Source organism: Cellulosimicrobium sp. NPDC055967, from assembly GCF_042269845.1.
GTDB lineage: Bacteria > Actinomycetota > Actinomycetes > Actinomycetales > Cellulomonadaceae > Cellulosimicrobium.
Genome location: NZ_JBHJYJ010000002.1, coordinates 40,001 through 66,710 on the forward strand (window position 1 = coordinate 40,001; position 26,710 = coordinate 66,710).

General features: G+C 75.9%; 19 protein-coding genes and 1 tRNA gene. 10 read left to right on the forward strand and 10 right to left on the reverse strand.

Translation table 11 applies throughout. The features are described from left to right. Nucleotides 1–20 precede the first annotated feature (20 nt). A complete protein-coding gene (locus ACFC2L_RS02945) occupies nt 21–2,621 on the forward strand; it encodes a glycoside hydrolase family 9 protein (protein ID WP_375822814.1) in 2,601 nt (866 codons plus the stop codon). A gap of 57 nt (nt 2,622–2,678) precedes the next feature. Here ACFC2L_RS02945 and ACFC2L_RS02950 read toward each other — a convergent pair whose 3' ends face one another. The 8 genes from ACFC2L_RS02950 to ACFC2L_RS02985 form a co-directional block, all read right to left on the reverse strand. After that, entirely contained in the window at nt 2,679–3,176 is a 498-nt protein-coding gene (locus tag ACFC2L_RS02950; protein ID WP_264032125.1) for a thioesterase family protein, read from the reverse strand. Nucleotides 3,177–3,318: 142 nt separating this feature from the next. Then, nucleotides 3,319–5,106, reverse strand: coding sequence for a dynamin family protein (locus tag ACFC2L_RS02955; protein WP_375822816.1), 1,788 nt, complete (start codon nt 5,104–5,106; stop codon nt 3,319–3,321). Next, nucleotides 5,103–7,163 (reverse strand): GTPase domain-containing protein, encoded by a 2,061-nt coding sequence (locus ACFC2L_RS02960; RefSeq protein WP_375822818.1) that lies wholly within the window; start codon nt 7,161–7,163, stop codon nt 5,103–5,105. The genes ACFC2L_RS02955 and ACFC2L_RS02960 overlap by 4 nt, the downstream gene beginning before the upstream one ends. Before the next feature lie 134 nt (nt 7,164–7,297). After that, complete coding sequence (locus ACFC2L_RS02965; RefSeq protein ID WP_375822819.1) at nt 7,298–8,299, reverse strand: phosphotransferase family protein; 1,002 nt, start codon at nt 8,297–8,299, stop codon at nt 7,298–7,300. 163 nt (nt 8,300–8,462) lie between these two features. Beyond that, on the reverse strand, nt 8,463–10,145 hold the full coding sequence (gene ettA / locus ACFC2L_RS02970) for an energy-dependent translational throttle protein EttA (protein WP_375822820.1): 1,683 nt from the start codon (nt 10,143–10,145) through the stop codon (nt 8,463–8,465). Nucleotides 10,146–10,279: 134 nt separating this feature from the next. Beyond that, entirely contained in the window at nt 10,280–10,939 is a 660-nt protein-coding gene (locus ACFC2L_RS02975; RefSeq protein ID WP_375822822.1) for a single-stranded DNA-binding protein, read from the reverse strand. A gap of 44 nt (nt 10,940–10,983) precedes the next feature. Further along, on the reverse strand, nt 10,984–12,570 hold the full coding sequence (locus ACFC2L_RS02980) for an ABC transporter (protein WP_375822824.1): 1,587 nt from the start codon (nt 12,568–12,570) through the stop codon (nt 10,984–10,986). Then, entirely contained in the window at nt 12,567–14,249 is a 1,683-nt protein-coding gene (locus ACFC2L_RS02985) for a GTPase (RefSeq protein ID WP_375822825.1), read from the reverse strand. The genes ACFC2L_RS02980 and ACFC2L_RS02985 overlap by 4 nt, the downstream gene beginning before the upstream one ends. A gap of 133 nt (nt 14,250–14,382) precedes the next feature. Between ACFC2L_RS02985 and ACFC2L_RS02990 the strand changes: the two genes are divergently transcribed. Further along, nucleotides 14,383–14,458: transfer RNA gene (locus ACFC2L_RS02990), tRNA-Arg, on the forward strand. 377 nt (nt 14,459–14,835) lie between these two features. On the opposite strand, the gene ACFC2L_RS02995 is transcribed toward ACFC2L_RS02990, so the two are convergent. Beyond that, nucleotides 14,836–15,021 carry a hypothetical protein gene (locus ACFC2L_RS02995; RefSeq protein ID WP_375822827.1) on the reverse strand — a complete coding sequence of 62 codons (186 nt, stop codon included), beginning with the start codon at nt 15,019–15,021 and terminating at the stop codon, nt 14,836–14,838. Then, nucleotides 15,018–15,563: a TIGR03618 family F420-dependent PPOX class oxidoreductase gene (locus ACFC2L_RS03000; RefSeq protein WP_375822828.1), complete on the reverse strand. Its 546-nt coding sequence runs from the start codon at nt 15,561–15,563 to the stop codon at nt 15,018–15,020. Before ACFC2L_RS03000 ends, ACFC2L_RS02995 begins: the two co-directional genes overlap by 4 nt. A gap of 401 nt (nt 15,564–15,964) precedes the next feature. On the opposite strand from ACFC2L_RS03000, the gene ACFC2L_RS03005 reads away from it, so the two are divergent. The 8 genes from ACFC2L_RS03005 (at nt 15,965) to ACFC2L_RS03040 (ending at nt 26,682) form a co-directional block, all read left to right on the forward strand. Beyond that, nucleotides 15,965–17,182 carry a toxic anion resistance protein gene (locus ACFC2L_RS03005; RefSeq protein WP_375822830.1) on the forward strand — a complete coding sequence of 406 codons (1,218 nt, stop codon included), beginning with the start codon at nt 15,965–15,967 and terminating at the stop codon, nt 17,180–17,182. A 77-nt stretch (nt 17,183–17,259) separates the two neighbouring features. After that, nucleotides 17,260–17,832 carry a hypothetical protein gene (locus ACFC2L_RS03010; RefSeq protein ID WP_375822831.1) on the forward strand — a complete coding sequence of 191 codons (573 nt, stop codon included), beginning with the start codon at nt 17,260–17,262 and terminating at the stop codon, nt 17,830–17,832. Further along, a complete protein-coding gene (locus tag ACFC2L_RS03015) occupies nt 17,829–19,571 on the forward strand; it encodes an AAA family ATPase (RefSeq protein WP_375822833.1) in 1,743 nt (580 codons plus the stop codon). Before ACFC2L_RS03010 ends, ACFC2L_RS03015 begins: the two co-directional genes overlap by 4 nt. Then, nucleotides 19,568–20,914 carry a hypothetical protein gene (locus ACFC2L_RS03020; RefSeq protein WP_375822835.1) on the forward strand — a complete coding sequence of 449 codons (1,347 nt, stop codon included), beginning with the start codon at nt 19,568–19,570 and terminating at the stop codon, nt 20,912–20,914. The genes ACFC2L_RS03015 and ACFC2L_RS03020 overlap by 4 nt, the downstream gene beginning before the upstream one ends. Next, entirely contained in the window at nt 20,911–21,939 is a 1,029-nt protein-coding gene (locus ACFC2L_RS03025) for a glutamate ABC transporter substrate-binding protein (RefSeq protein ID WP_375822837.1), read from the forward strand. The genes ACFC2L_RS03020 and ACFC2L_RS03025 overlap by 4 nt, the downstream gene beginning before the upstream one ends. Beyond that, nucleotides 21,936–23,042 (forward strand): hypothetical protein, encoded by a 1,107-nt coding sequence (locus ACFC2L_RS03030; protein WP_375822838.1) that lies wholly within the window; start codon nt 21,936–21,938, stop codon nt 23,040–23,042. Before ACFC2L_RS03025 ends, ACFC2L_RS03030 begins: the two co-directional genes overlap by 4 nt. Then, nucleotides 23,039–25,396 (forward strand): tetratricopeptide repeat protein, encoded by a 2,358-nt coding sequence (locus tag ACFC2L_RS03035; protein WP_375822840.1) that lies wholly within the window; start codon nt 23,039–23,041, stop codon nt 25,394–25,396. Before ACFC2L_RS03030 ends, ACFC2L_RS03035 begins: the two co-directional genes overlap by 4 nt. Next, nucleotides 25,393–26,682, forward strand: coding sequence for a protein phosphatase 2C domain-containing protein (locus ACFC2L_RS03040; protein ID WP_375822841.1), 1,290 nt, complete (start codon nt 25,393–25,395; stop codon nt 26,680–26,682). The genes ACFC2L_RS03035 and ACFC2L_RS03040 overlap by 4 nt, the downstream gene beginning before the upstream one ends. Nucleotides 26,683–26,710 lie beyond the last annotated feature (28 nt).

Consider the following 26,710-nt stretch of genomic DNA (forward strand, 5'->3'; position numbering starts at 1 on the left):
AGCCGGACCGAGAGGCAGCCATGCACCCACGACCCACCGCGGTCCTCGCCGCGGGCGCCCTGCTCGTCGCGAGCCTCGCGGCCACGACCCCGGCCTCGGCCGCGCCGGACCCGACGCCGGTCCCGGCAGCGGCCGCCGCTGCCACCGCCGAGCCGAACTACGCCGAGGCACTCCAGAAGTCGCTCTTCTTCTACGACGCCCAGCGCTCGGGCGACCTCCCCGACGACTTCCGCGTGAGCTGGCGCGGCGACTCCGCGCTCGACGACGGCGCCGACGTCGGGCTCGACCTCACGGGCGGCTGGTACGACGCGGGCGACCACGTGAAGTTCGGGCTGCCCATGGCGTTCACGACGACGATGCTCGCGTGGGGCGCGATCGCGAGCCCCGACGGGTACGCGGCGTCGGGCCAGCGCGACGAGCTGCTCGACTCGCTGCGCTGGGTCAACGACTACTTCGTCAAGGCGCACCCCGAACCGGACGTGCTCTACGCCCAGGTCGGCGACGGCGACGCGGACCACAAGTGGTGGGGCCCCGCCGAGGCGATGCAGATGGCCCGCCCGGCGTACAAGGTCGACCGGTCGTGCCCCGGGAGCGACGTCGCGGGCGAGACCTCGGCAGCCATGGCCGCGTCGTCGATCGTCTTCGCGGACGACGACCCGGCGTACGCGGCCGAGCTCGTCGAGCACGCCGAGCAGCTCTACGACTTCGCCGACACGTACCGCGGCACGTACTCCGACTGCGTGCCCGCGGGCGCCTTCTACAACTCCTGGTCCGGCTACCAGGACGAGCTCGTCTGGGGCGCGGCCTGGCTCTACGAGGCGACGGGCGACCCGACGTACCTCGCCAAGGCCGAGCAGGAGTACGCCGGTCTCTCCCGCGAGAACCAGACGAGCACGCCGTCGTACCGCTGGACGATCGCGTGGGACGACAAGACGTACGGCGCGTACGCGCTGCTGGCCCAGGCCACCGGCAAGCAGCAGTACGTCGACGACGCGAACCGCTGGCTCGACTACTGGACCACCGGGTACCAAGGGTCGCGCGTGCGGTACTCCCCCGGCGGGCAGGCGTTCCTCGACTCGTGGGGCTCGCTGCGCTACGCCGCGAACACGGCGTTCGTCGCGCTGACCTACGGCGAGTGGCTGCGGGGTCGCGGCGACACGACCCGCGCGCAGACGTACCAGGACTTCGGCGAGCGCCAGATCGGCTACGCGCTCGGCGACAACCCGCGCGGTGCGTCGTACGTCGTCGGGTACGGCGAGGACCCGCCGCAGAACCCGCACCACCGCACCGCGCACGGCTCGTGGCTCGACTCGCTCGCCGAGCCTGCGGCGACGCGGCACGTCCTCTACGGGGCGCTCGTCGGGGGCCCGGGCGCGCCGGACGACGCGTACACGGACAGCCGCTCGGACTACGTCGCGAACGAGGTCGCCACGGACTACAACGCAGGCTTCACGTCGGCTCTCGCCTACCTCGTCGGCGAGCACGGGGGCGCCCCGCTCGCCGACTTCCCGCAGCCCGAGGCCCCTGACCAGGACGAGTTCTTCGTCGAGTCGCGCCTCAACCAGCCCGGCACCGCGTTCACGGAGATCAAGGCCGTGCTGCGCAACCGGTCGGCCTTCCCGGCGCGCGTGCTCGACGACGTCCGCCTGCGGTACTGGTTCACGCTCGACGACGGCGCCGACCCCGCGACCCTGCGCGCCACGACGAACTACTCCGAGTGCCCCGGCGCGACGGCGAGCGTCGGCCACGCGGGCGGCGACCAGTACTTCGTCGAGATCGACTGCTCGGGCTCGGTCGTGTACCCCGGGGGCCAGTCCCAGCACCGCCGCGAGGTGCAGTTCCGCGTCACGGCGGACGTCTGGGACGCCGCGGACGACTGGTCCTTCGCACAGGTCGCGACCGGCGACGCCCTGACGAAGAACGCGCGCATCACGCTGTACGAGGGCGACGAGCTGCTGTGGGGCGACGAGCCGTCGGCGGGGCCGGTCGATCCGGACACCACGCCGCCGTCGAGTCCGGGGGCGCCGACGATCTCGGCCGTCACCGCGGCCGGGGCGACCGTCGCGTGGCCGCCGTCCTCGGACGCCGGCAGCGGCGTCTCCGGGTACGACGTGCTGCTCGACGGCGTGCGGGTCGCGACCACCTCGGGCACGACGCTGGCCCTGACGGGACTCGCGCCCGAGACGACCTACCGCGTCGCCCTCGTCGCGACCGACCGGGCCGGCAACGCGTCGGCGCCCGGGCCGGCAGCGACGTTCACGACCCCGGCGACGTCGACGGGTCCCGCGCCCGGCGCCTGCGCCGTCCGCTGGTCGTCGAGCGACTGGGGGTCCGGCGGGACGGTGACCCTCCGGCTGACGAACACGGGCACGACGGCGCTCGACGGGTGGGCGCTCGCGTTCACCTTCCCGTCCGGGCAGACCGTGACGAACGGCTGGAGCGCCACCTGGACGCAGACCGGCGCCGACGTCACGGTGCGGTCCGCCGCCTGGAACGGGACGCTCGCCCCCGGTGCCTCCGTGGAGGTCGGCGCGAACGTCGCGCACGGCGGCGTGAGCACGCCGCCCTCGCGGTTCACGCTGGTCGACGGGTCGGGCGGGACGGAGTGCACCGTCGGGTGAGCCCTCGCCCACGAGCGTCGCTCGCGCCGGGACGCTGCTCCCCGGCGCGAGCGACGGTCACCTGCGGCGGCGGAAGGTCAGCGGCTCCTCGACGAACGGCTCCCACGCCGCACGCTCGGCCTCGGTGATGCGGCGGGGCGCCCCGGTCGCGGCGTCGACCACGACGATCGTGGTCACCGCCTTCGCGTAGGGGGCGCCGCCCGAGGTGGGGCCGGTGCGCTCGAAGCGCGCGGCGCCGTCGTGCACCTCGTAGCAGACCTCCAGGCTCGCGCCGCCGAGGTGCCCGATCCACAGCTCGACCCGCACGGGCGTGCGCGTGAAGCCGAGCGGGCGCAGGTACTCGATCTCCTGCCGCGCGACGAGCGTGTGGCTCGTCGCGGCCGGCCCGGTCTCCAGGACCGCCGTCGGCCAGGCGTCCTCGCCCGCGTCCGGGTGGGTCCAGAACGCCGTGATGCGCGCGTCCTCCAGCAGCCGGAACATCTCGACGTTGTTCACGTGGGCGTACGCGTCGAGGTCCGACCACCTCAAGGAGACGGGGACGTGCAGGCGGGTCATGGAGTGTCCTCTCGCTCGACGGGTGGCGCGACCATTCTCCTCCGACCGCCGACCACGACGTTCCGCGCCGTCGAGCACGACGTCGCTGTCGTTCTCGGCCCGATTTCGAGAGCAACCTCATGTTCGGCGGGGAGGCGGGGCGTCAGGACGCGGCGACGAGGGCCGCGGCGCGGCAGCTCGCGAGCGCCGACAGCTCCTCGCCCACCGGGAGCCGGACCAGGCGGTCGGCGACCTGGCCGACGGCGTCGCGCAGCCGGCGTCGGGCCCGCGCGGCGCGGCGTCGCCCGCCCACCGCCGCGGCCGCGCGCGAGAGGAGCGCGACGACGACGCCGACGACGACCCCACCGAGCACGAGCAGCGTCGGCCACGGGAGCTCGGGCGCTCCCGGCCCGCCGAGCGTGAGCACCGGCGTCGGCGGCTCGGGCAGGCGCAGGTAGGTGAACCCCCACAGCGCGGCGAGCCACAGCAGCCCGACCACGAGCGCCGCGAGCACGAGCCACTGGAAGGCGCCGACGACGCGCCACCACACCGGCCGGCGCGACGCCTCGAGCTCCGTCCCGGCGACGGCCTGGTCGAGCGCGTCCGCGAGGTCCGCCGCCCCCTCGGAGGCCCGACGCCGCACGGCCAGCGCCCAGTCGTCCGGAACCCCCGCGGTCGCATCGCTCGCGTAGTCGCGCACGGCCGTCTGCGCCCCCGCGCGGAGCGCGGCCGGGACCGCGGGCAGCGAGGTCCGGGCGAGCTCGGGACGGGCCTCGCCGTCCCCGGCGCCGAGGTCTTTCGTGGCGCGAGCCCGGGCCGACCCGGGCGCGGGGCCTGCACGGAGCCCGATGCGGCGCAGCGGGTCGGGCCGGAACCGCCCGACCCAGCGCGTGACGGGCCAACCCGTCGCGGCGCGCGCGTCGCGCACGGCCGAGCCCCGCACCGCCGCGACGACGGTGGGCACGCCCGCCGCGGCCTCGAGCGCGTCGACGAGGCCGTCGCGCGCCCGGCGTGCGGCGCGCTCCGGGACGGGCTCGCCGCACGCGGCGGCGACGCGCCGGGCCACGGCACGGACGTCGGCGGCGAGCCGGTCGTTCGCCGCACGCCGTCGCGCCGCGGCGTCCGCAAGCAGACCGCGCAGCTCGTCGAGCCCCTGCCCCGTGCGCGCCGAGACCCCGAGGACGCGCGCGTCGCCGAGCCCGTCCTCGGCGGCGAGCCGGCGCAGGTCCGCGAGGCACGCGTCCGCGTCGGCAGGCGAGAGCCGGTCGACCTGGTTGAGCACGAGCACGACGACCGAGCCGTGCCCCGCGAGGGGGCGCAGGTAGCGCTCGTGCAGCGCGGCGTCCGCGTACTTCTGCGGGTCGACGACCCACACGAGCAGGTCCGCACGCTCCACGAGGCGCTCCGCGCGCACGCGGTGCTCGACGACGACCGAGTCGTGGTCGGGCAGGTCGAGCAGCACGAGGCCGCTCGTGACCTCTGCGGCGCGCCGGCCCTTGAGGAGCCCGCGGAGCCCGCCGCCCGCGCGCGCGTCGTCGGGGTCGCCCGACGTGAGCGGCGTGCCCATCTCGTGCCGGCGCCGCACCTCCAGCCAGTCGAGGAGGGCCCCGGCCCCGGCTGCGCCGGGCGCCGTACCGGACGGCGTTCCGCCCGCCGGGTGCGCCACCGCGCCGGTGCCCCACACGGCCGCCAGGGGGTGCGACGTCGTCGGGCGCTGGACCCCGACCGTCGCGAGCTCGTCCCCGGCGAGCGCGTTGAAGACCGACGACTTGCCCGAGCCCGTCGCACCGGCGAGCGCGACGACGGTGTGGTCGGCCGAGAGGCCCGCGCGCTCGCGAGCCCGGGCGACGACGGTGCGTGCGTCGGCGAGCAGGTCGGCGTCGAGGCGACCCTCGCCGGCACGGACGGCGGTCTCGAGCGCGGTCGTGCGCGCCGCGAGGTCGATCGTCATGCGCGCTCACCACCCAGCAGCCGTCGCCAGAACCCGGGCCTGCGGCCCGACTCGTCGTCGCCCTCGGGCAGGCTCGCGGGCTCGTCCTCCGCCGACCCGCTCCAACCCGCGCCCCGCAGGAGCCGCGCGGCGTGCCGCCCCGTGGTCGGGCGGGCCGCGTCCTGGTCCCGCCCGCGCGCGGTGCGCTCGACCCGCGCCGCCGCCTCGACCGCCCGCGCGGCCTCGCGCACGGTGCGCGCCGTCTCGTCCGCCTCCGCGGTGCCGAGCGCGTCGAGCTGCGCCGTGTAGCGCCGGGCCTCGTCGTCGAGCACGGCGCGCACCCGCTCGGCGAGGCGGTCCCGCGCCGTCCGCGTGAGCCGCCGTACGGCGTCGTCGCCGAACACGGCCTCGAGGAGCTTCTGCGCGAGGATCGCGGTCCCCCCGGCGATGCCGACCTCGGCGCCCGTGAGGCCGCCCGTCGACGCGAACACCACGACCATGAGGCTCAGCCCGAGCCCGTTGATCCCGAACGACAGCGCCCGAGCCGCCCCACGCTTGCCCGCGCCCTGCTCGCGCACGAGGTCGAGGACGTCCGACTGCCAGCCCCGGATCTCCTCGGCGACCCTTGCCCGCACGCCGGCCGACGAGCGCGACAGGTCGAGCCCGTCCAGCAGCGCCGTGCCGGCCGGGTCGGCGCGCCACCCGCCGTACGCGCGCTCCGCGGCCGCGTCCGTCGCGTCGAGCACGACGGCCTCCAGCCCGTGCGCGATCGCCTGCTCGACCTGAGGCGCCTGCGCCGGGCGCCCGCGGAAGAACGCCGCGACGGCGTCGCGCACACGCCCGACGCCCTGCTCCACGGAGCGGAACAGCTCGCTCGTCCCGACGAAGTCCTGCCAGCGCGCGAGCACCTCGCCGCGCAGCAGCGCGCCGTCGCTCGTGGCGGCGTCCACGGTGGCCGCCGCCTCGTCGTACGCGCGCCCGACGACGGCCCGCAGGCGCGCGTCGGACGTCGCCTGGGCGTCGGCGGCTCCGGCCACGAGCACGGCCCGGCGCACGAGGTCGTCCACGACGCCGTCCCGCGTCGCGGTCGCGACCCGGTCGCGCGCGTCGCCGTCGGCCCCCAGCGCGGACAGCCACGACGCGACCTGGGCGACGGACCGCTCCGGGAGGAATCCGTCGACCAGCTCGGACTCCCCCACGACGAACAGCGGCGCGGCGTCCAGCCCGTTCTCGTCCATCATGCGGCGGAGGTCGTCGGCCACGGCCTCGGCGCCCGGGTCGACCCGGTCGAGCACGATCGCGACCTGCGCGCGCCGCTCGGCCGCGCGGTGCAGGAGGTCCCACGGGACCGCGTCGGCGTAGCGCGCGGCCGTCGTGACGAAGAGCCACAGGTCCGCCGCGGCGAGGAGCTGGGCCGCGAGCTCGCGGTTCGCCGTCTCCACGGAGTCGACGTCGGGCGCGTCCACGAGCGCGAGGCCCTGCGGCAGCGCGTCGCTCGCGACCAGCCGGAGCGTGCGCGTCGGGTCGGCCGGGCTCGCGTTCGAGGTTCCCGCGGTCCGGCCGGGCACGGCGGTCGCGTCGCGCGCGACCGCGGCGGGGCCCCGCCCGTGCTCGCTCACGCGCGCGAGGCCGGGGAGCACGCGGTCGGTGGAGAACCAGCGCTCGTCGAGCGGGTGGTGCACGAGGACGGGAGCGCGGGTGGTCGGCCGCAGCACGCCGGGCGCGGACACGTGCTCGCCGAGCAGCGAGTTCACGAGCGTCGACTTCCCCGCGCCGGTGGACCCGCCCACGACGACGAGCAGCGGCGCGGCGTGCGAGCGCAGCCGCGGCAGCAGGTAGTCGTCGAGCTGGTGCACCGCGAGGTCGAGGTCCTCGCGCGCGGCAGCCGCGCCCGGGGGTTCCAGCGGCAGCCGCGCCGCCGCGAGCCGGCCGCGCAGGATCTCCAGGGACTCGACGAGCCCCGCCGTCGCCGCGGCGCCCGCGGCGACAGCCCCAGGACGCGACCCGTCGGCCGCCGGCTCGGGGGCCGAGCCGTCCGCACGGACCACGCCGTCTCCGGGGTCACCGCTGGCCGTCATCCCGCCAGTCTGCCGCAACGCCGCTGGTCAGGCCCGGTGTGAGTCGGCGCGCCGCGCGAGATCGGCCCGCCCGGCACGAGATCGACCTTCGGAGGGTCGATCTGGGACGCTCGGGCCGATCTCGCGGGCGTGGCTCACTCCCCCAGGCGGCGCCGGAGCCATGCGACCCCGACCTCGGCCTGCGCCCGCTGGAACGCCCGCACGTGCGGGATGCCCGGGGGTGCCGGGTCGAGCGAGGACTTGAGGAAGAACCCCGTGAGCGACGCGAGGTAGCAGGTCACCGCGTCGGGCTCGACGTCGCGCGGCAGCGGGTGGCGCCGCAGCACCTCCTCGGGCGGCGGCCCGCCCTCGACCTGCACGGCCGGGAGCATGCCGACGGCATCGCAGAACGCGGCGCCGCGCGCGGCGTACGGCCAGTCGACGGCGACGGCGACGAGCCTGTCCCTGGTGCGCTCGCCGCGGATCGCGGACCCCAGCACCGCGCCGTCCACGAGCAGGGCGTTGTCGCCCCGGAGGTCGCCGTGGACGAGGTGGTCGCCCGCCGTGGCCTCGGGCCACGGCTCGGCGAGCGCGGCGAGGCGGTCGAGCCGGGCCGCGACCCACGGGTCGTAGGTGCTCAGGGCCTGCGGGCGACGGTCCGCGAGGTCCTCCCACTCGCGCCACTCGACCGTCTCCGCGAAGCGCGGGAGCGGCGCGTCCCCCGTGACCTCGACCTCCGCGACGCGGCGCGCGAGGTCGGCCACCGCGGCGAGCTCGTCGTCCCGCCACGGCGTGGCGACGGCCCGGCCGGGCACGGCGTCGAACGCGAGGGCGACCCACTCGCCGGCCCCGTCGAGGTCGTCGTCGAGGACCCACCGGAGCACGGGCGCCGGCGTCTGCGCGGGCAGCGCCGCGGCGACGCGCGCCTCGAGCCGGTACAGGTCGCGGGTGAACGCGTGCTCGGGCCCGACCGCCTTGACGAACACGTCCCCGCAGCTCGCCCGCAGCGTCGACGCGAGCCCCTGCGAGTAACCGCCGTCGTGGCTCGTCCACCCCGTGACGACGTCCCCCAGCCGGGCCTCGACGGCGGCGCGCACCGCCGGCGGGAGGTCGGGCCAGGTGGGGCGTACGCGCGAGGGAGCGAGGTCGAGGGTCATGGAGCGCGATCCTGCCGAGGGCCAGACGACGACGTCAACGGCTTTCCGCGCCCCGGAGCAGCGCGGGTGCGGGCGCGAACTCCCGGACACCCGGACACCCGACACACAGACGCCGGGCGGGAACGAGTCCCGCCCGGCGTCGTGGTCGATCGAGGCCGCGAGGTCAGTCGCGCGTGAGCTTGCGGTACGTCACGCGGTGCGGGCGCGCCGCGTCGGCACCGAGGCGCTCGACCTTGTTCTCCTCGTAGGACGCGAAGTTGCCCTCGAACCAGTACCAGCTCGCCGGGTCCTCCTCCGTGCCCTCGTACGCGAGGATGTGCGTCGCGACGCGGTCGAGGAACCACCGGTCGTGGGACACCACGACGGCGCAGCCGGGGAACTCGAGCAGCGCGTTCTCGAGCGAGCCCAGGGTCTCGACGTCGAGGTCGTTCGTCGGCTCGTCGAGCAGCAGGAGGTTGCCGCCCTGCTTGAGCGTGAGCGCGAGGTTGAGACGGTTGCGCTCACCGCCGGACAGCACGCCCGCGGGCTTCTGCTGGTCCGGGCCCTTGAACCCGAACGACGCGACGTACGCGCGCGACGGGATCTCGACGTTGCCGACCTTGATGAAGTCGAGGCCGTCGGACACGACCTCCCACAGCGTCTTCTTGGGGTCGATGCCGCCGCGCGACTGGTCGACGTAGGAGATCGAGACGGTCTCGCCGACCTTCAGGTCGCCGCCGTCGAGCGGCTCGAGCCCGACGATCGTCTTGAACAGCGTCGTCTTGCCGACGCCGTTCGGGCCGATCACGCCGACGATGCCGTTGCGCGGCAGCGTGAAGCTCAGCCCGTCGATGAGCTGGCGACCGTCGAAGCCCTTCTGCAGGTTCGACGCCTCGAGGACCACGTTGCCCAGGCGCGGGCCCGGCGGGATCTGGATCTCCTCGAAGTCGAGCTTCCTCGTGCGCTCCGCCTCGGCGGCCATCTCCTCGTACCGGGCGAGGCGGGCCTTCGACTTGGTCTGGCGGCCCTTGGCGTTGGACCGGACCCACTCGAGCTCCTCCTTGAGGCGCTTGGCGAGCTTCGCGTCCTTCTTTCCCTGGACCTGGAGGCGCTCGCCCTTCTTCTCGAGGTAGGTCGAGTAGTTGCCCTCGTAGGGGTACAGGCGGCCGCGGTCGACCTCGCAGATCCACTCGGCGACGTGGTCGAGGAAGTACCGGTCGTGGGTGACGGCGAGGATCGCGCCCGGGTACGTCGCGAGGTGCTGCTCGAGCCACAGCACGGACTCGGCGTCCAGGTGGTTCGTGGGCTCGTCGAGCAGCAGCAGGTCCGGCTTCTCGAGCAGGAGCTTGCACAGCGCGACGCGGCGACGCTCACCACCGGAGAGCACCGACACGTCGGCGTCCGGCGGCGGGCAGCGCAGCGCGTCCATCGCCTGCTCGAGCTGCGAGTCGAGGTCCCACGCGTCCGCGGCGTCGATGGCCTCCTGCAGCGTGCCCATCTCCGCGAGGAGCGCGTCGAAGTCGGCGTCGGGCTCCGCCATGAGCGCGGAGATCTCGTCGAAGCGCTGCTTCTTGGCGAGGATGTCCGCGACGGCCTCCTGGACGTTGCCGAGGACCGTCTTCTCCTCGTTGAGCGGCGGCTCCTGGAGCAGGATGCCGACGCTGTAGCCCGGGGAGAGGCGCGCCTCGCCGTTCGACGGCGTGTCCAGGCCGGCCATGATCTTGAGGATCGTGGACTTCCCGGCGCCGTTGGGGCCCACGACGCCGATCTTGGCGCCGGGCAGGAAGTTCAGGGAGACGTCGTCGAGGATGACCTTGTCTCCGTGCGCCTTGCGCGCCTTGTACATGGAGTAGATGAACTCAGCCACAGCCTGTCGTTCCACCGTTTCGGTCGGGAGAGGTACGGGATTCGTCGACCACTCAGCCTACGCGGTCGGGCCGCCGGGGCGCGCCCGACGGCGCCGCGACCCCTCGGGCCGCGGCACCGCCCGCACGACGCCGCTCAGGCGGACGCCAGCGCGCCGGTCTCGGCGTCGGCGTCGGCCACCGGCTCGGGGTCGGCGTCGGCGGGGGCGTCGGTCTCGGCCGGATCGCCGGGCTCGCCCGCGAGCGCCGCCCCGGCGTCCGCGAGGGTCCACGGGTCGTCGAGCGCGCTCTCGTCGCGCGGCGCGCCCTCGAACGCGGTCCCGTCGTGCGCCGTGGCGCCCGGTCCGCCGGACGACCGGTCCGCGCTGCCGGCGGCCCCGGACGCGGCGACGCCGGCCGCGTCGCCCCGGCGCGCGCCGTCGTCCTCGCGCCGGTGGACCGTGCGGGTGAACCGGGCCTCGCCGAGCGTGAGGTCGGGGCCCAGCGCGGTGGCCTCGACGACGAGGCTGGTGCGCGGGCCGTCCGGGCCGTCCCACTCGTCGAGCGAGAGCCGCCCCGTGACGACCACGGGGTCGCCCTTGTGCAGGGACAGCGCGACGTTGCGCGCGACGTGCTTCCACACCTTGACCGTGAACCACAGCGTGCGGCCGTCGACCCACTCGCCGCGCTCGCGGTCGAGGTAGCGGCGCGTCTGGGCGATGCGGAAGCTCGTGAAGTCGTTGCCGGACTGCGAGCGGAACAGCGTGGGCGTCGTCGCGACGAAGCCGGAGAGCGTGACGGTGACGTCACCGGGCATGGTTCCTCCTGAGGTCGGCGGCCGGGCTGGTCCCGGCCACCGCCTCAGGGTGCGGTGGGAGCGGGTGCGCCGTCCGTCGTCGTGCCGTCGCCTGTGGACGGGCCCGTGATCTCCGGGCCTGTGGGTAGCCGTAGCGCCCCGGTGAGCGGCGCCGCGGGGGCCTTGTCGCGCGCGGACTGCGCCAGCTCGCGGACCTGCCGGTGCGTGTCGAGGAGCGCCTGGGTCGGCTTGCCCATCGCGTCCTGCACGACCCGCTCGATCGCTCCCCGCCCGGACGCGAGCACCTGCTGCTCGCGCCGGCGGGCGAGCGTGCGGCGCACCTGGAGCGCCACGAGGAACGCGACCACCGCGCCGACCACGGCGACCGCCGCGACGATCGCGCACACGGTGACGAGCGTCCGCCCGAGGTCCAGCACGCGCAGCGAGCCGAGCACGGCGAGCACGCCTGCGACGACCCCGAGGCCGAGCGCCGTCCAGGCCGCGCGTCGCGTCGGGCGCGAGGAGGACGGCCCGCGCGTGTCGAGGGGGATCTTCGCGAGCGCCGACCGCGTCGCCTCCGCGACCTTCCCCGACGGCGCGACGGCGTCGTCGAGGGCCTTCTGCCACCCCGGTCGCAGGGACCGCCCGGCGCGCGCGAGCCAGCGCGAGCGCGAGAGCGCGACGGCGTCGGGCTGCGGCGGCGAGAACTCGGGGCGGCCGTAGCCGTTGCGCACCGCCGCGCCGACCTGCCCGGCGACGGCGGCGAGGCCGGTCGCGTCGGCGAGCGCGTCGACCTCCTCCTCGACGGCCGTGCTCATGGTCCACGGCACGTCGCCCGGGAGCTGCTCCAGCAGGAGCGCGCCCGCCCGGTCGAGCTCGCCCGCGACGCGGCTCGCGGCGACGCTGCGCCGCGCGACCGCCTGCTCCAGCAGCGAGCGCAGCTCGTCGAGGCCCTCGCCCGTGCGCGCGGAGACGGTCGTGACGTAGACGCCGTCGAGCCCGTCCTCCTCCAGCAGGCGTCCCATGTCCTCGACGAGCGCGACGCGGCGCGCCTCGGGCACGGTGTCGATCTGGTTGAGCGCGACGACCATCGAACCCTCGAGCCCCGTCGACTTCTGCAGGTAGCCCGAGTGCAGGGCGTCGTCGGCGTACTTCTGCGGGTCCACCACCCACACCAGCAGGTCGACGAGCGGGAGCACCCGGTCGACGACGTCGCGGTGCGCGGGCTCGATCGAGTCGTGGTCCGGCAGGTCGAGCAGGACGAGGCCGCCGAGCGCCGCCTCGTCCTCGGCGTCGAGCTCGCCGTCGCGCGTGATGCGGCGCTCGGGGTCCACCTCGAGCCAGTCGAGCAGGGCCGTCGCCGCGCCGCTCCACGAGCACGCGGTGACGCGCGCCGTCGTCGGGCGCTTCACGCCGACGTCCGCGAAGTCGAGCCGCGACACGCGGTTGAACAGGCTCGACTTGCCCGACCCGGTGCCGCCTGCGAGCGCGACGACCGTGTGGTCGACGCCGAGCGCGAGGCGCTCGCGCACGCCCCCGATCGCGTCGCGCACCTGGGCCGCGACCGCGGGGTCGAGGCGGTCCCCCGCGAGGTCCACCGCGCGCGCGAGGTCGTCGACCCGGGCACGCAGCTGGGCGTCGTGGGACGTCACATGAGCCTCCTCAGCTCGGCGAGTCGTAGGCGCAGCCCGACCGCGGCGTCCGCGGCGAGCGCGGGGTCGGCGAGCGCGGTGAGGACGGGCTCGGCCTCGCGCTCGACCATGGTCGCGGCCCGGTCGGCGAGGTCCTCGCGCAGCGCCGCGAGCGCGTCGTCGCCCGTCTCGGCGAGGACGGTCCGCACGAGGCGGGCCGCGTCGTCGCTCCCGGCGGCGCCCGCGAGCAGCAGGGCGGCCAGCCCGGTCTCGCCGAACGCCTTGACCGCCGCCCGGGCGGGCTCGCTCGCCGTCGGCGCGGCGAGGTCCGTCACGACCTGCTCGGCCCGTCGGGACCACTGGAGCACCTGGGTCGTGGCCGAGGCCTCGCGCCGCGCCGCGGCGTCCTCCTCGGTCGGCAGGACGTCGGAGGCTCCCGGCAGCGGGCGGTCCCCGTCGAGCGCGGCCCGCAGCGCGTCGTGCGCCAGGACGCCGTTCGCCGCGAGCGTGCGGTGCGCGGCGTCGCGCGTCTCGTCGAGGAGCGGGGCGAGCACGAGGTCGCGCGCGCGTCCGCGCCGCTTGGACGACCGGACGACGCCACCGCGGACCTTGACGCGGTCCACGCGCTCGGCCCCCGTCACCTGGGCCCACCGCGCCTCGAGCGATCCGTGCGCGACCGCACCGTCCAGCGCGGCCTGGCGTGCGGCGTCGCGCACGGGCGGGACCGCCTTCTCCGCCGCCGAGCGCAGGTCGGCCGCGGCCTCCACCTGCTGCTCGACCGCGTCCGAGACGCCCGTGACCCACGCGGGCAGCGCGCCGAGCGCCCCCTTGAGCGTGCGCACGATCACCGCGCGCGACCGGTCCGGGCCCGCGAGCATCGTCAGCCAGCGCGCGACCGGCGCCACGACCGAGCGGTCGAGCAGCCCCTCGTGCGGGCCGACGTCGGGCACGACGAACAACGGGGTCCCGTCCATGCCGTGGTCGCGCAGGCGCTGCAGCAGGTCGCCACGGATCGTCGTGAGGGTCTCGCGCGGGACGCGGTTGAGCACCATCGCGACGCTCGCGCCGCGCTCCTTCGCGCGCGACAGCGCCTGCCACGGCAGCGCGTCGCCGTAGCGCGAGGCGGTCGTGACGAACAGCCACAGGTCCGCCGCCTCGAGCAGCAGGCTCGCCGTGTCCCGGTTCTCGGACAGGAGCGAGTCCAGGTCCGGGGCGTCGAGCAGGCCCGTGCCGCGCGGGACGCCGTCGTGGTCGACGACGCGCGCCACGCGCGTCACCGGGCCCTCGACGATCACGTCCGCGTCGAGCGGGTTGAACGCGAGGACCGGCTCGCGCGTCGTGGGCCGCAGCACGCCCGCCTGCGACACCTCCTCGCCGAGCAGCGAGTTGTAGAGCGTCGACTTGCCTGCGCCCGTCGACCCCGCGATGACGACGATCGCCGGGGACGACAGCTCGCGCAGCCGCGGCAGCAGGTGCTCGTCGAGCTGCGTGAGGAGGCGGCGCCGTGACGCGTCCGACTCCGCCGCGCCCTCGATCACGAGCGGGAGGCGCACGTCCGCCACGTCGCGGCGCAGGTCGCGCGCGACGTCGTAGACCGTGACACCGAGCTCCTCGGTCGCCTGCGCGGGCCTCCACGAGCCCGGCGACCGGCCGGGCGCGGCGGGGCTCGCGTCGCTCGTGGCGGCGTCTGGGGTTCTCACTGGTTCATAGTGACGGCTGCCGGGGGCCCCGCCAAACGCACGCGCCGCACGACGCGCGACCACCCCACCTGCACGTCCGCCACCACGGCCCCCACCTCCCGAGCCCGCCCGACGCCCACTACGATGGGCGCGCGCCTCGATAGCTCAATGGATAGAGCAACGGCCTTCTAATCCGTAGGTTGCAGGTTCGAGTCCTGCTCGGGGCACCACACGTGACCGGTGCGAACGCGCCTCGGCAGGAGTCCCCGTTCGTTCTCGCGCCGCAGGGCTCCGTGGGCGACGGCGTCCCCGGAGAGCCCGTCCTCGGCCGTCCTCCGAGAACGCGGCCCTCGGTCCCGGGTCCGACCGTACCCCCCACCCCCGGAGCGGTGGTGGCGACAGGTGGCGAGGACCTGGAACCGCCTCCTACGGTGGACGGGCGGCCGAGGTGCCGCAGGGGGCACCGGTCGGTGAAGAAGCCCGCGGCCGGTGCACCTCTTCGACGGGCCACCCGCCCGCCGGAGCGTCAACAGCGCCCCTGCTCCTCCACGCCGAGGGGCGGGGCCGCTGGTCCTGGAGGCGGTCCGGGCCGACGTCGCGGCACCGGTCACCCGTCCGGCTCGACGACGTAGCCCGCGCGCTGGACGGCGGCGAGGAACGCCGCGAGGTCGGGCGCCTCCCGCAGGAGCGACCCGAGCGTGCCCTCGTGCAGCGTGGCGGTGAACGTCGCCGTCGCGAAGGGGTGCGTGACCGGCGCGGTGCCGGGCAGCGGGGGCGGCACGGAGACGCTCACGAGCACCCCCGGCTCGCCGCGCACGACGAGCGCGACCTGCCCGTCCCGCAGGACGCGGTACCGCGGCACCGTCCCGTCCGTCCTCGCATCGCCCACGGGTCCACGGTACGGCCCGGCCGCCCGCGCTCAGCCGAACGACGGCGCCGTCGCGTGGTCGATCTCGACCAGGTAGGCGTGCCGCTCCTCTCCGCGCGGGTAGGGGCCGCCGGTGTAGAGGACGGGAGCCGGTCGACGACGGCCCAGCCCGCGTCGTCGTCGAGCACCTCGACGACGCGCCCGCGCAGGGTCGCCATGACGTACGGGTTCCCGGTCTCGGTCACGGACACCGCGACGCGCGGGTCGCGCGCGAGGTTGCGCGCCTTGCGCGAGCCGGGGCCGGTGAGGAACGCGAGCCGGTCCTCCTCCCAGCCGACCCAGAGCGGCACGACGTGCGGGCCGCCGTCGGGCAGGACGGTCGCGAGGTGCGCGACGTGCGGACCGGCGACGAGCGTGCGGGCGACCTCGGGGACGTGGGCAGGCCCGGGGACGAAGCCGGCGCTCACACGATCGCCCCGCACGAGGGGTCGACGACGACCCCCGTCGTCGCGCCCGCGGCGTCGGAGGCGAGGTACACGGCCGTGCCGGCGACCTCGGAGAGGCTCTCGTCCCTTCCTCGGCGGCGGCGCGCACCTCGTCGGTCGGGGTGCGCGCCGAGCTCTCGCACACGGACGACGGCGCGGGCGGGCGGAACTCATCGGCCGCCCGGACGTCGGGTCGGGCATGGGGAGTTCTCACCCTCCCGATCCCCGGAAAGGGTAAAGATCAGGCCACCCGCCGTAGATATACTCGGCCGACCGGCGCAGGCCGGTTCCGCCCGGTTCGCCCGGGTCGAGGGGGAGGTCGTGAGGCCCGCCCCCACCCGCCACCGACGGCGTCCGACGGCACGCACGAGCGAAGGACAGACATGACCGAGGCAGCACCGCTCCAGCCCCCCGCCCCGACGGAGACGCTCACGCTCAGCGCCCCGGAGCCCGTCAAGCCGGTCGCCGCCACGCAGGCGCCGTCGCTCGCGCCGCGCGTCGACGAGGCAGCGATCCCGGGCCTCGAGTCGAAGGTCTCCTCCTACCTCGACCAGCTCCTCGCGACGGACACGCGCTCGCCCGACTTCGCGGCGAAGGCCGACGACATCCGCAAGATGGGCGACAAGGACATCCGCGCCGCGGCCGACGTGTCCAACCGCATGCTCGAGATGCCGGTCAAGGAGCTGCGCGAGGGCGGCGTCTCCGACAGCTCCAAGGTGAGCAAGTCGCTGCTCGAGCTGCGTCGCACGGTCGAGGACCTCGACCCCAGCGAGGCGAGCATGGGCAAGAAGTTCCTGGGCCTCATCCCGTTCGGCGGGAAGCTCCAGGACTACTTCCGCCGCTACGAGAGCTCGCAGAAGCAGCTCAACGCGATCGTCCAGTCGCTCTACAACGGCCAGGACGAGCTCCGCAAGGACAACGCCGCGCTCAACCTCGAGAAGCAGAACCTCTGGGACTCGATGGCGCGCCTCAACCAGTACATCTTCATCGCGGAGCGGCTCGACACCGAGCTCTCGACGAAGATCGCCGAGCTCGAGGCGAGCGACCCGGAGCGCGCCCAGGCGCTGCGCGAGGACGTGCTGTTCTACGTCCGCCAGAAGCACCAGGACCTGCTGACGCAGCTCGCGGTGTCCATCCAGGGCTACCTCGCGATGGACATCATCATGAAGAACAACGTCGAGCTCATCAAGGGCGTCGACCGCGCGACGACGACGACGGTCTCCGCCCTGCGCACGGCCGTCATCGTGGCGCAGGCGCTCGCGAACCAGAAGCTCGTGCTGGACCAGATCACGGCGCTCAACACGACGACGTCGAACATGATCGCCTCGACCTCGAAGATGCTGGCCGACCAGTCGGCGAGCATCCAGCAGCAGGCCGCGAGCGCGACGGTCGGCCTCCCGCAGCTCCAGCAGGCGTTCGCCAACATCTACGCGACGCTCGACTCGATCTCGACGTTCAAGACGCAGGCGCTCGACTCGATGGCGCAGACCATCGGCGTGCTGGAGACCGAGACGACGAAGGCGAACGAGTACCTCGACCGCGCGCGCCGCTCGGACCAGTCGCAGGTCGGCAACGGCTCGCTCGACATCGGGCGTCTGTGACCCCTGGCGACGCCCGCCCTCCGTCCTCCCGCGGCCTGACCGCCGCTCCCCGCACCACAGATCGGACCCCGAGCTAGATGGGCTGGTTCTCCGACGTGATCGGCCGCCTCGGCGGCCGGTCCCCCGCGCCCGAGCCCGCGCTCGAGCTGCCCGCCCCGCCGACGTCGGCCGAGATCCTCGCCTCGGTCGAGCGCGTGGAGCAGCAGATCGAGGGGCGGGTGCCGCCCGCCGTCACGGCGCGCGTGCACCGCATCACCGGCACGGTCGAGGAGATGGTGCCGCGGCTCGACCGCCTCGGCGGCGGGTCGCAGCAGGCGCACACGGTCGTCGCGACGGCCACGAGCTACCTGCCCGAGGCCGTCGGCGCGTACCTGCGCCTCCCGCGCGACTTCGCCGACCGGCGGGTCGTCGCGCAGGGCAAGACGTCGCTCATGCTGCTGTGCGACCAGCTCGACCTGCTCGGCGTGACGCTCGACAAGATCTCCGACGCGGTCTCGCGCGCCGACGCCGCCGCGCTCGTCGCGCACGGCGCGTTCCTCGCGGAGAAGTTCCGCGACTCGTCGATCGCGCTCGACCCCGGGGCGGGCCAGGGCACGCCCCAGCCGCCGAGCGGCACGACGTCGGAACCCGGACGACTGGAGGCACCATGACCGGCCAGGTGGTCCCGAGCCTCGCGGCGGCGCTCGACGCGCTGGACGCCGCGGCGAGCGCCGCGGGCGTGGACGAGGAGGCCGCGCGCGACGAGGGTGCCCGCCTCGCGGCGGCCGTCGCCGAGTCCTCCCCCGGCGCACCCGCCGCGTGGCTCGCGGCGCTCGGGCACGACCCCGCCGCGACGGGCGCGTTCTTCACGGCCGCGTCGAGCGCGCGGCGCTGGCGCACGTCGCCGACGGACGTCCTCGCCGCGCTCGGCACGGCGCGCTCGAAGCACGCGACCGCGTACGGGCAGGCGCTCGCCGACGTCGCGCGCGCCGCCGCGCACCTCGGCTCCCCGGGCCCGCACGTGGCCGGGGCCGCCGCGGCCACCGCCGCGGTGCAGCAGTCGGGCGGCGTCCCGGCACCGGCCCCGGCCGCCGTCCCGGGTGCCGGTCGCACGCCGTCGGGCCCGACGCCGCTGCCCGCCGCGGGCGGGCCGCTCGCCGCGCGCCCGTCGGCCGGCGGGGCGGACCCGTTCGACCTCGGCGACCTGCTCGCCGCGCAGGGCTCGCTCGACGGCCTCCGCCGCCCCGCGCCCGAGGTCCCGTCGGTCGCGTCCATCCTCGACGCGCTCGGTGCCCGCCCCGCCGCGGCACCGTCCGGCACGTCGCACGGCCCGGCGCCCGCCGCACCGTCGGGCACGACGCCGGCCGGCGCGCCCGCGGGCGGCGCCGACGCCACGGCCACGCGGACCGAGGCGGCGACGACCGCCGAGGCCGCGGCCGAGGAGGAGCCTCCCCGCTCGATCGAGGAGCTGCTCGCCGAGCTCGACGCGCTCACCGGGCTCACCCGCGTGAAGGACGAGATCCACCGCCAGACCGAGCTGCTGCGCGTCGAGAAGCTGCGCACGGAGGCGGGCCTGACCCGCCCGACGCTCACGCGCCACCTCGTGTTCCTCGGCAACCCCGGCACGGGCAAGACGACGGTCGCTCGCCTCGTCGCGGGGATCTACCGGGCGCTCGGGCTGCTCGAGAAGGGCCACCTCGTCGAGGTCGACCGCTCCGAGCTCGTCGCGGGCTACCTCGGGCAGACCGCCGTGAAGACGTCCGAGGTCGTCGCGACCGCGCTCGGCGGCGTGCTGTTCGTCGACGAGGCGTACGGCCTCGCGGAGGACCAGTACGGCGCCGAGGCGATCAACACGCTCGTCAAGGACATGGAGGACCACCGCGACGAGCTCGTCGTCATCGTGGCGGGCTACCCCGGGCCGATGGCGGACTTCCTCGCCACGAACCCCGGCCTCGAGTCGCGGTTCTCCACGACCATCACGTTCGAGGACTACGCCGACGCCGAGCTGCGCGACATCTTCGCGGGCATGGCGGCGAAGTCCGACTTCGAGCCGACGCCCGAGGCGCTCGACGTGTTCGCGCGCCTCGCCGCGGCCCAGCCGCGCACCGAGGGCTTCGGCAACGCGCGCTGGGCGCGCAACGTGCTCGACGGCGCGATCGCGCGCCACGCGTGGCGCCTCAAGGACACCGACGCGCCGACGATCGACGAGCTCCGGCTCCTGCTGCCGGTCGACGTCGTCGACGGTGAGGGCGCCCCCGCGCTTCTCGCCACGCTCGACCCGCCCGAGCCCGACGGCGCCCCGGACGACGCCCCGACCGCGGACGCGCCCACCGACGACGCGCCGTCCCCCGACGTCGCGTCCGACGACGCGCCCGAGACCGCCCCCTCCACCGCCGAGGAGAACGCATGACGACCACCCCGGTCCGCCCTGCGGGCCAGCAGATCGTCCCCGCGGGCGGCCCCGCGCCGGGCGGCGCGCCCCGCCCGGCCGGCGCCCCGAGCGGAGCACCGAGCGCCGGCGTGTCCCGCGCCCGGGGCGCGCTGCGCCGCACGCCTGGCAAGCTGCGGCTCGTCATGGCGCTGTGCGTGCTCGCCGCCGTCGCGCTCGGCGTGCTCGGCTTCCAGGCGGGGAGCGTCCAGTCCCGGGCGCTCGAGGCCGCGAGCGAGGACACCGCGCAGCTCGTCGGCGTCCAGGAGGTCCGCAACGCGCTCGTCGCGGCCGACGCGACCGCGACCGGCGCGTTCCTCGTCGGAGGCCTCGAGCCCGCCGACCAGCGCGCCCGGTACGACGACCTCGTCGACCAGGCCGCGACCGGCCTCGCCACACTCTCCGGGAGCAACGAGGGCGACGCGGAGCTGCTCGGCCAGGTCGCGGCCGACCTCACGGTCTACACCGGGCTCGTCGAGCAGGCGCGCGCGAACAACCGGCAGGGCTTCCCCGTCGGCTCGGCGTACCTCGACCAGGCGTCGACGATCCTGCGCGAGCAGATGCTCCCGGCGCTCGACGAGGTCGTGCTCGACGACGCGGACCGCGTCGCCGCCGACTTCTCGGGCGTCCGCAACGCGCTGTGGGTGCTCGCGGGCGGGCTCGTGGCGCTCGCGGTGCTCGTCGTGAGCCAGGTGTGGCTCGCGCGCCGCACGCACCGCGTGCTCAACGTCGGCCTCGCGGTCGCCACCGCCGTCGTGCTCGTGGTCGGCATCGTGTCCACGGTCCTGCTGGCCCAGGCGGGCTCGCGCGCGCAGGACGTGCGCACCGGCCCGTACGCCGCGACGCTCGCCGCGTCCCAGGCCTACTCGCTCGCCAACGACGCCAAGTCGATGGAGGCGTTCACGCTCATCAAGCGCGGGTCCGGGCAGGCGTACGAGGAGGCGTTCGTCACGGCGACCGACGACGCCACCGCGCGGCTCGACACCGCGGCGTCCGAGGGGATCCTCGACGGGTCGACCGTGCAGGCGCTCGAGGCGTGGGTGACTCGGCACGCGGACATCCGCGCGCTCGACGACGCGGGCCAGTGGGACGATGCCGTCGCGCTCGCCACCGCGACGGACCCCGAAAGCCCCAACGCCGCGTTCGACGCGTTCTCCACGTCCGCGCGCGACGACATCGAGACCAACGCGGCCGCGACGAGCCAGCGGCTCGACGGGGCGGCGACGACCGCGACCGTCGCGGGCTGGCTCCTGCTCGCCGCGGGCCTGGTCGCCGCCCTGCTCGCGTGGCGCGGCGTGACCGCACGACTGGAGGAGTACCGGTGACCACGACGCTCGCCACCCCCGACCGGTCCGCCCGGAGCCGACGCGCCGCCGCACGCCGACGCCGCACCGGCGTCGTCGGCGCCGCGCTCGCCGCGGCGCTCGCGCTGACGGCGTGCTCGGGCCCGTCCGGCGCGGACGACCTCCGCCTCACGGAGGCTCCTCAGGACGAGGCCACCGAGGATGCGCCCGCCGCCCCCGCGGCTCCCGCGGAGTGCGCGGACCCGCTCGCCTCCTACGCGCCCGAGGGCGCGCTGCCCGGTCCGGACGCGCTGCCCGGCGGGAGCACCATGGCCGCGATCCGCGACCGGGGGTCGCTGGTCGTGGGCGTCTCGGCCGACACGCTGCTCATGGGCGCGCGCAACTCGCTGTCGGGCCAGATCGAGGGCTTCGACATCGACGTGCTGCACGAGATCTCGCGCGCGATCTTCGGCGACCCCGACCGGCTCCAGTTCCGCGTCATCACGTCGGGCCAGCGCATGGAGGTGCTCGAGAACGGCGAGGTCGACCTCGTCGCCCGCGCGTTCACCATCAACTGCGAGCGCTGGGAGACCATCGCGTTCTCGGCGGAGTACTACCACGCGGGCCAGAAGGTGCTCGTCACGCGGGACTCGACGGCGAGCGGGATCGCCGACCTCGAGGGCCAGCGCGTGTGCGCGCCCGAGGGCACGACGACGCTCACGCGCCTCGAGCAGTTCTCCGGCATCGAGCCCGTCCCGGCCACGACCCACACCCAGTGCCTCGTGCTGTTCCAGCAGGGCAAGGTCGACGCGATCACGGGCGACGACACGATCCTCGCGGGGTTCGCCGCGCAGGACCCGTACGCCACGGTGGTCGGCGAGGCGATCAGCGACGAGCCGTACGGCATCGGCGTCCCCGCGCAGAACGTGGACATGGTCCGGTTCGTCAACGGCGTGCTGGAGCAGATGAAGTCCGACGGGCGCTGGGCCGCGATCTACGACGAGTGGCTCGGCGGCCTCGGCCCGGCGCCGGCGCCGCCGACCGCGGTGTACGGCCGCACGCCGTGACCCGCTCGACCGCGCCCGAGGCGCCGGGACGCCTCGGCGAGGCGATCCCCGCCGCCGACCTCCTGGCGTACCTCGCCGCGCTCGAGACGTGGCTCGACGAGCGCCGCACGGAGCTCGACCGGCTCGACGCCGCCGCGCAGGCCGCGGCGACGCCCGACGTCTACACGGCCGACCTCGTGCTCGCGCTGTCGCTCTGGCAGGCGATCCGCTCGCGCGCGGACGAGATCCGGCCCGTCTGGGACTCCGGCCGGGCCGACGCCGTCGCGCGCGAGAAGATCTCCCAGCTCGTCTGGGGCCGGCTCGACTCCGGCTCCGGCGCCGCGCTCGTCTCGCTCGTCGAGGCGGTGAAGCTGTGCGACGCGCTCGTCGTGCAGCTCCGCACGCGCCTGTCGTTCGACCCGCACACGGCCGACCAGGTCGCGCGGCTGCGCGGCGTGCGCGCCGAGCTCGTGCGCTGCGAGGACCTGGCCGGCTCCGACGCGGACGCCCGCGGGCGCGTCGAGACCCTGCGCGGACGCCTCGACCACCTCGTCGCCCAGGCCGCGCGCGGGGCCGACGTCTCGGGCCCGCTCGCGGAGCTCGAGACCGAGGTCGCGCGCGCCGAGCGCGACCTCATCGTCGCGTCGGCGCAGCGCCGCGAGCTGCGCCGCGACCGTGCCCGCACCGAGGAGCAGCGCGACGCGCTGGAGGCGCGCGAGCCCGCCCTGCGCGAGCTCGTCGCGCGGTGCCGGCGCGAGATCGCGCACCCGCCGCGGCTCGCCGTCCCCGACGTCTCCCGCCTCGGTCCGGTCCCCGACTCCCGCTTCGAGCTCGACGCGTACACGGCGCGCCTGGCGACCGTGGCGCGCGCCGTCGAGACCGTCGAGGAGGCCTACACCCGCCCCCTGCGCGCCCGCGCCGAGCTGCGCTACAGCCTGGAGCGGCTCGCCGAGAGGGCCGAGGCCAACGGGCGTTCCGCGTCAGCGACCGTGCGCTCCGGCCACGCCGAGGCCCGCGAGGCCGTCGAGGCCGTGCCGTGCGACGTGACGCTCGCCCGCTTCCTCGTCGAGCAGTACCAGTTCCTCACCCGCGACCTGCCCACCCCGGAAGGAGCGTCGTCGTGACCACCACCGCGACCGTCCCGTGCTCGGAGCCCGGCTGCCCGGGCACCATCGAGGACGGCTACTGCAACGTCTGCGGCACGCCCGCGGGCGGCTCCGGCGGCACGCCGACGGGGGCCTCGACCGGCACCACCGGTGCGCCGGCGCCCGGCACGGCTGCCGCCGCGTCGCCGTCCGCGATGCTCGGCACCGGCTTCGTCCAGGGCCGTCCCGGGGCGGGGCCGGCCGCGGGCGCGGACCCCGACGCCGAGCGCTCGACGCGCACGGGCCGCACGAGCTCGAGCCGCCTCGCCACGGCCGCGCTCGGCTCGGCGCGCACCGCCGCGACCGGCTCGAAGGCCACGCGTCGCGTCGGGACGTCGTCGACCCGCCTGCGCGGTCGCGGCCTCGGCGCGGGGCTGACGACCGTGCCGTCCGTCCCCGCGCGCGACCCGCTGCAGTCCGTGATGGCGGTGCCCGAGGTCGCGGAGCGCAAGCGCTACTGCCCCGCGTGCGGCGAGAAGGTCGGCCGCGGACGCGACGGGCAGCCCGGCCGCACGTCCGGCTTCTGCCCCCACTGCGGCAACCGCTTCGACTTCACGCCCCAGCTCTCCCCGGGCGACCTGGTCGGCGGGCAGTACGAGGTCGTCGGCTGCCTCGCGCACGGCGGCCTCGGCTGGATCTACCTGGCCCGCGACCAGAACGTGTCCGGCCGGTGGGTCGTGCTCAAGGGCCTGCTCAACTCGGGCGACCCGGACGCCTACGCGGCCGCGATCTCCGAGCGGCAGTTCCTCGCGGAGGTCGAGCACCCGCTCATCGTCGAGATCTACAACTTCGCCATGCACGACGGCGCCGGCTACACCGTCATGGAGTACGTCGGCGGCGAGTCGCTCAAGGAGATCCTCCAGGACCGCCGGGACGCCAACAAGGGCGCGATCGACCCGATGCCGGTGGACCAGGCGCTCGCCTACGTGCTCGCGATCCTGCCCGCGTTCGCCTACCTGCACGACCACAACCTGCTGTTCTGCGACTTCAAGCCGGAGAACGTCATCCAGCAGGGCGACGGGGTCAAGCTCATCGACCTCGGCGGCGTGCGCCGCAGCGACGACCTCACGTCGGCGATCTTCGGGACCGTCGGGTACCAGGCGCCCGAGGTCGCGGAGGTCGGCCCGTCGATCGCCTCCGACATCTACACGATCGGCCGCACGCTCGCGACGCTCGTCCTCGACTTCCGCGGCAACACGACGACGTACGTCGCGTCGCTGCCCCCGGTCGCGGACACGCCCGTGTTCCAGCAGTACGACTCGTTCTACCGCCTGCTCGCCAAGGCGTGCGCGCTCGACCCGGCGGACCGCTTCGCGACCGCCGACGAGATGCGCACCCAGCTCCTCGGGGTGCTGCGCGAGGTCGTGGCCGCCGACGCGGGGCCGGGCAACCCGGCGCTGCACTCGGCGGCGTCCGTGCTGTTCGAGGCGCCGGTCGCCGACGTGGCGGCCCGGCCGCTCGCGTGGGACGAGCTCCCCACGCTGCGCCGCGACGACCACGACCCGATGGCGAGCTGGCTCGCCGGTGTCAACGTCGTCGACCCGGACGCGCGGCTCGCCGCGCTCGCCGACGCGCCCGAGGACACGGTCGAGGTGCACCTCGCGCGCGCCCGCGCGGCGATCGAGGCGGGCCGGTTCGACGTGCTGCGCGGCACGATCGGCACGATCCTCGCGGACGACCCGTGGGAGTGGCGCGCCGCGTGGCTCGGGGGTCTCGGCGAGCTCGCGCAGGGCGACCCGGTCGCCGCGCGCGCGTCGTTCAACGCGGTCTACGGCCAGGTGCCCGGCGAGCTCGCACCGAAGCTCGCGCTCGCCGCTGCCTGCGAGCTGAGCGCCGAGCCGGACATCGCGGAGTCGCTCTACGTGATCTGCGCGCGGACGGACGCCAACTACACCGCGCCCGCCGCGTTCGGGCTCATGCGCATCCGCGAGGCGCGCGGCGACCTGGACGGGGCGCTGCACGCGCTGGACCTCGTGGGGCCGACGCGCGGGTCGTACGTGGAGTCCCGCACCCTGCGCGCGCACCTGCTCGCCGAGTCGGGGCGCGGCCTGCCCGCGCTCGCGGACGCCATGGCGAGCGTCGCCGCGGTGTCGATCGCGCCGCGCGAGCGTGCCGAGCTGTCCGTCGGCGTGCTGCGCTCCGCGCTCGAGACCGTCACGCGGTCGGGTCCCGAGCCGACGACGCGGATCGCGGGCGTCCCCGCCGACGAGCCCGCGCTGCGCGACGCCCTCGAGGGCGCGTACCGCGAGCTCGCGTCGCTCACGGAGTCGCGCGACGAGCGCGTCACGCTCGTCGACCGCGCGAACGAGGTGCGACGGTGGACGGTCCGATGAGCGACGCCCCGGCGCCCTTGCCCGACCAGGCCGTCCCCGACCAGGCCGCCCGCGGCCAGATCGACCCCGACCGGGCGGTCCCGGCGTCGGCCGCAGTGCTCGCGTGCCCGGCGTGCGGCGAGCCGTCGCCCGAGGGCGCGCGGTTCTGCGAGGCGTGCGGCACGCCGCTCGCCCCGCTCCCCCCGGCGGGCGACGCGGACGGCGAGGCGGCGGACCGTGGCGGAGCGGACGGGGCACCCGCCGGCCCCGAGACGTCGCCGCGTGCGTCCGCGGACCCTGCGTCCGCGCCGGGCGACGGCGCCGCCGACCCCGGCGTCCGGCCGTGCGTGCGGTGCGGGGGCCGCGTCGCCGAGGACGGGTACTGCACCGAGTGCGGCGAGCCGGCCGCGTCCGAGCGGGACCACTGGGCCGAGCGCCCCGCGACGTGGGTCGCCGGCGTGTGCGACCGCGGCGTGCGGCACTCCCGCAACGAGGACGCGATGGCGCTCGCCGCGAGCCCGTCCGCGACCGCGGACCGCGCGTTCGCCGCGCTCGTCGTGTGCGACGGCGTCTCCTCCGCGCCCGACTCCGACGTCGCGAGCCTCGCGGCGGCGCGGGCGGCGCGCGACCTGCTGGCCGCGGGCGCCCCGGAGGGCACCTCCCCCGTCGTCGGCGAGCCGACGGCGCGGGTCGCCGCCTGGTCGGCGCTCGTCGGTGACGCCTCGCGGGCCGCGCAGGACGCGATCCTGACGACCGTCGGCGCGATGGCCGACCGCGAGAACCCGCCGTCGTGCACGTTCGTCGCGGCGGTCGTGGACGGCCCGCTCGTCGTCACGGGCTGGGTGGGCGACTCGCGCGCCTACTGGATCCCGGACGAGGGCGACGCGCACCAGCTCAGCGTCGACGACTCCTGGGCGCAGGAGATGATGGCCCAGGGCATCCCCCGCGTCCAGGCGGAGAGCTCCCCGCAGGCCCACGCGATCACGCGCTGGCTCGGCCCCGACGCCCCGGACCCCGTCGCCCGGACGGCCGCGACCTTCCCCGACCGCGACGGCTGGGTGCTGGTCTGCTCGGACGGGCTGTGGAACTACTGCTCCCCCGCCGCCGACCTCGCGGCGCTGCTCCACGCCACCCAGGAGCGGGTCGGCCACGAACCGCAGACCGTGGCGGGCGCGCTCGTGGACTGGGCCAACGCCCAGGGCGGCCGGGACAACATCACGGCGACGCTCGCGCGGTTCGACCGGTCGTCCGCCGCGACGTCCCCCGAGCTCGACCCGGACCTCGAGACGACGGTCCCCAGGTCCTGACGGGCCGCGCGCCGCGGTCCCGCCGGAC

Bases quoted from the DNA above. Each gene is read 5' to 3' on its own strand.
- ACFC2L_RS03015 (WP_375822833.1), top strand. From the start codon at position 17,829: ATGACCGGCCAGGTGGTCCCGAGCCTCGCGGCGGCGCTCGACGCGCTG.
- ACFC2L_RS03040 (WP_375822841.1), top strand. From the start codon at position 25,393: ATGAGCGACGCCCCGGCGCCCTTGCCCGACCAGGCCGTCCCCGACCAG.
- ACFC2L_RS02955 (WP_375822816.1), bottom strand. From the start codon at position 5,106: ATGACGATCGACCTCGCGGCGCGCACGACCGCGCTCGAGACCGCCGTC.
- ACFC2L_RS03005 (WP_375822830.1), top strand. From the start codon at position 15,965: ATGACCGAGGCAGCACCGCTCCAGCCCCCCGCCCCGACGGAGACGCTC.
- ACFC2L_RS02975 (WP_375822822.1), bottom strand. From the start codon at position 10,939: ATGCCCGGTGACGTCACCGTCACGCTCTCCGGCTTCGTCGCGACGACG.
- ACFC2L_RS03010 (WP_375822831.1), top strand. From the start codon at position 17,260: ATGGGCTGGTTCTCCGACGTGATCGGCCGCCTCGGCGGCCGGTCCCCC.
- ACFC2L_RS02960 (WP_375822818.1), bottom strand. From the start codon at position 7,163: ATGACGGCCAGCGGTGACCCCGGAGACGGCGTGGTCCGTGCGGACGGC.
- ACFC2L_RS02965 (WP_375822819.1), bottom strand. From the start codon at position 8,299: ATGACCCTCGACCTCGCTCCCTCGCGCGTACGCCCCACCTGGCCCGAC.
- ACFC2L_RS02945 (WP_375822814.1), top strand. From the start codon at position 21: ATGCACCCACGACCCACCGCGGTCCTCGCCGCGGGCGCCCTGCTCGTC.
- ACFC2L_RS02950 (WP_264032125.1), bottom strand. From the start codon at position 3,176: ATGACCCGCCTGCACGTCCCCGTCTCCTTGAGGTGGTCGGACCTCGAC.
- ACFC2L_RS03020 (WP_375822835.1), top strand. From the start codon at position 19,568: ATGACGACCACCCCGGTCCGCCCTGCGGGCCAGCAGATCGTCCCCGCG.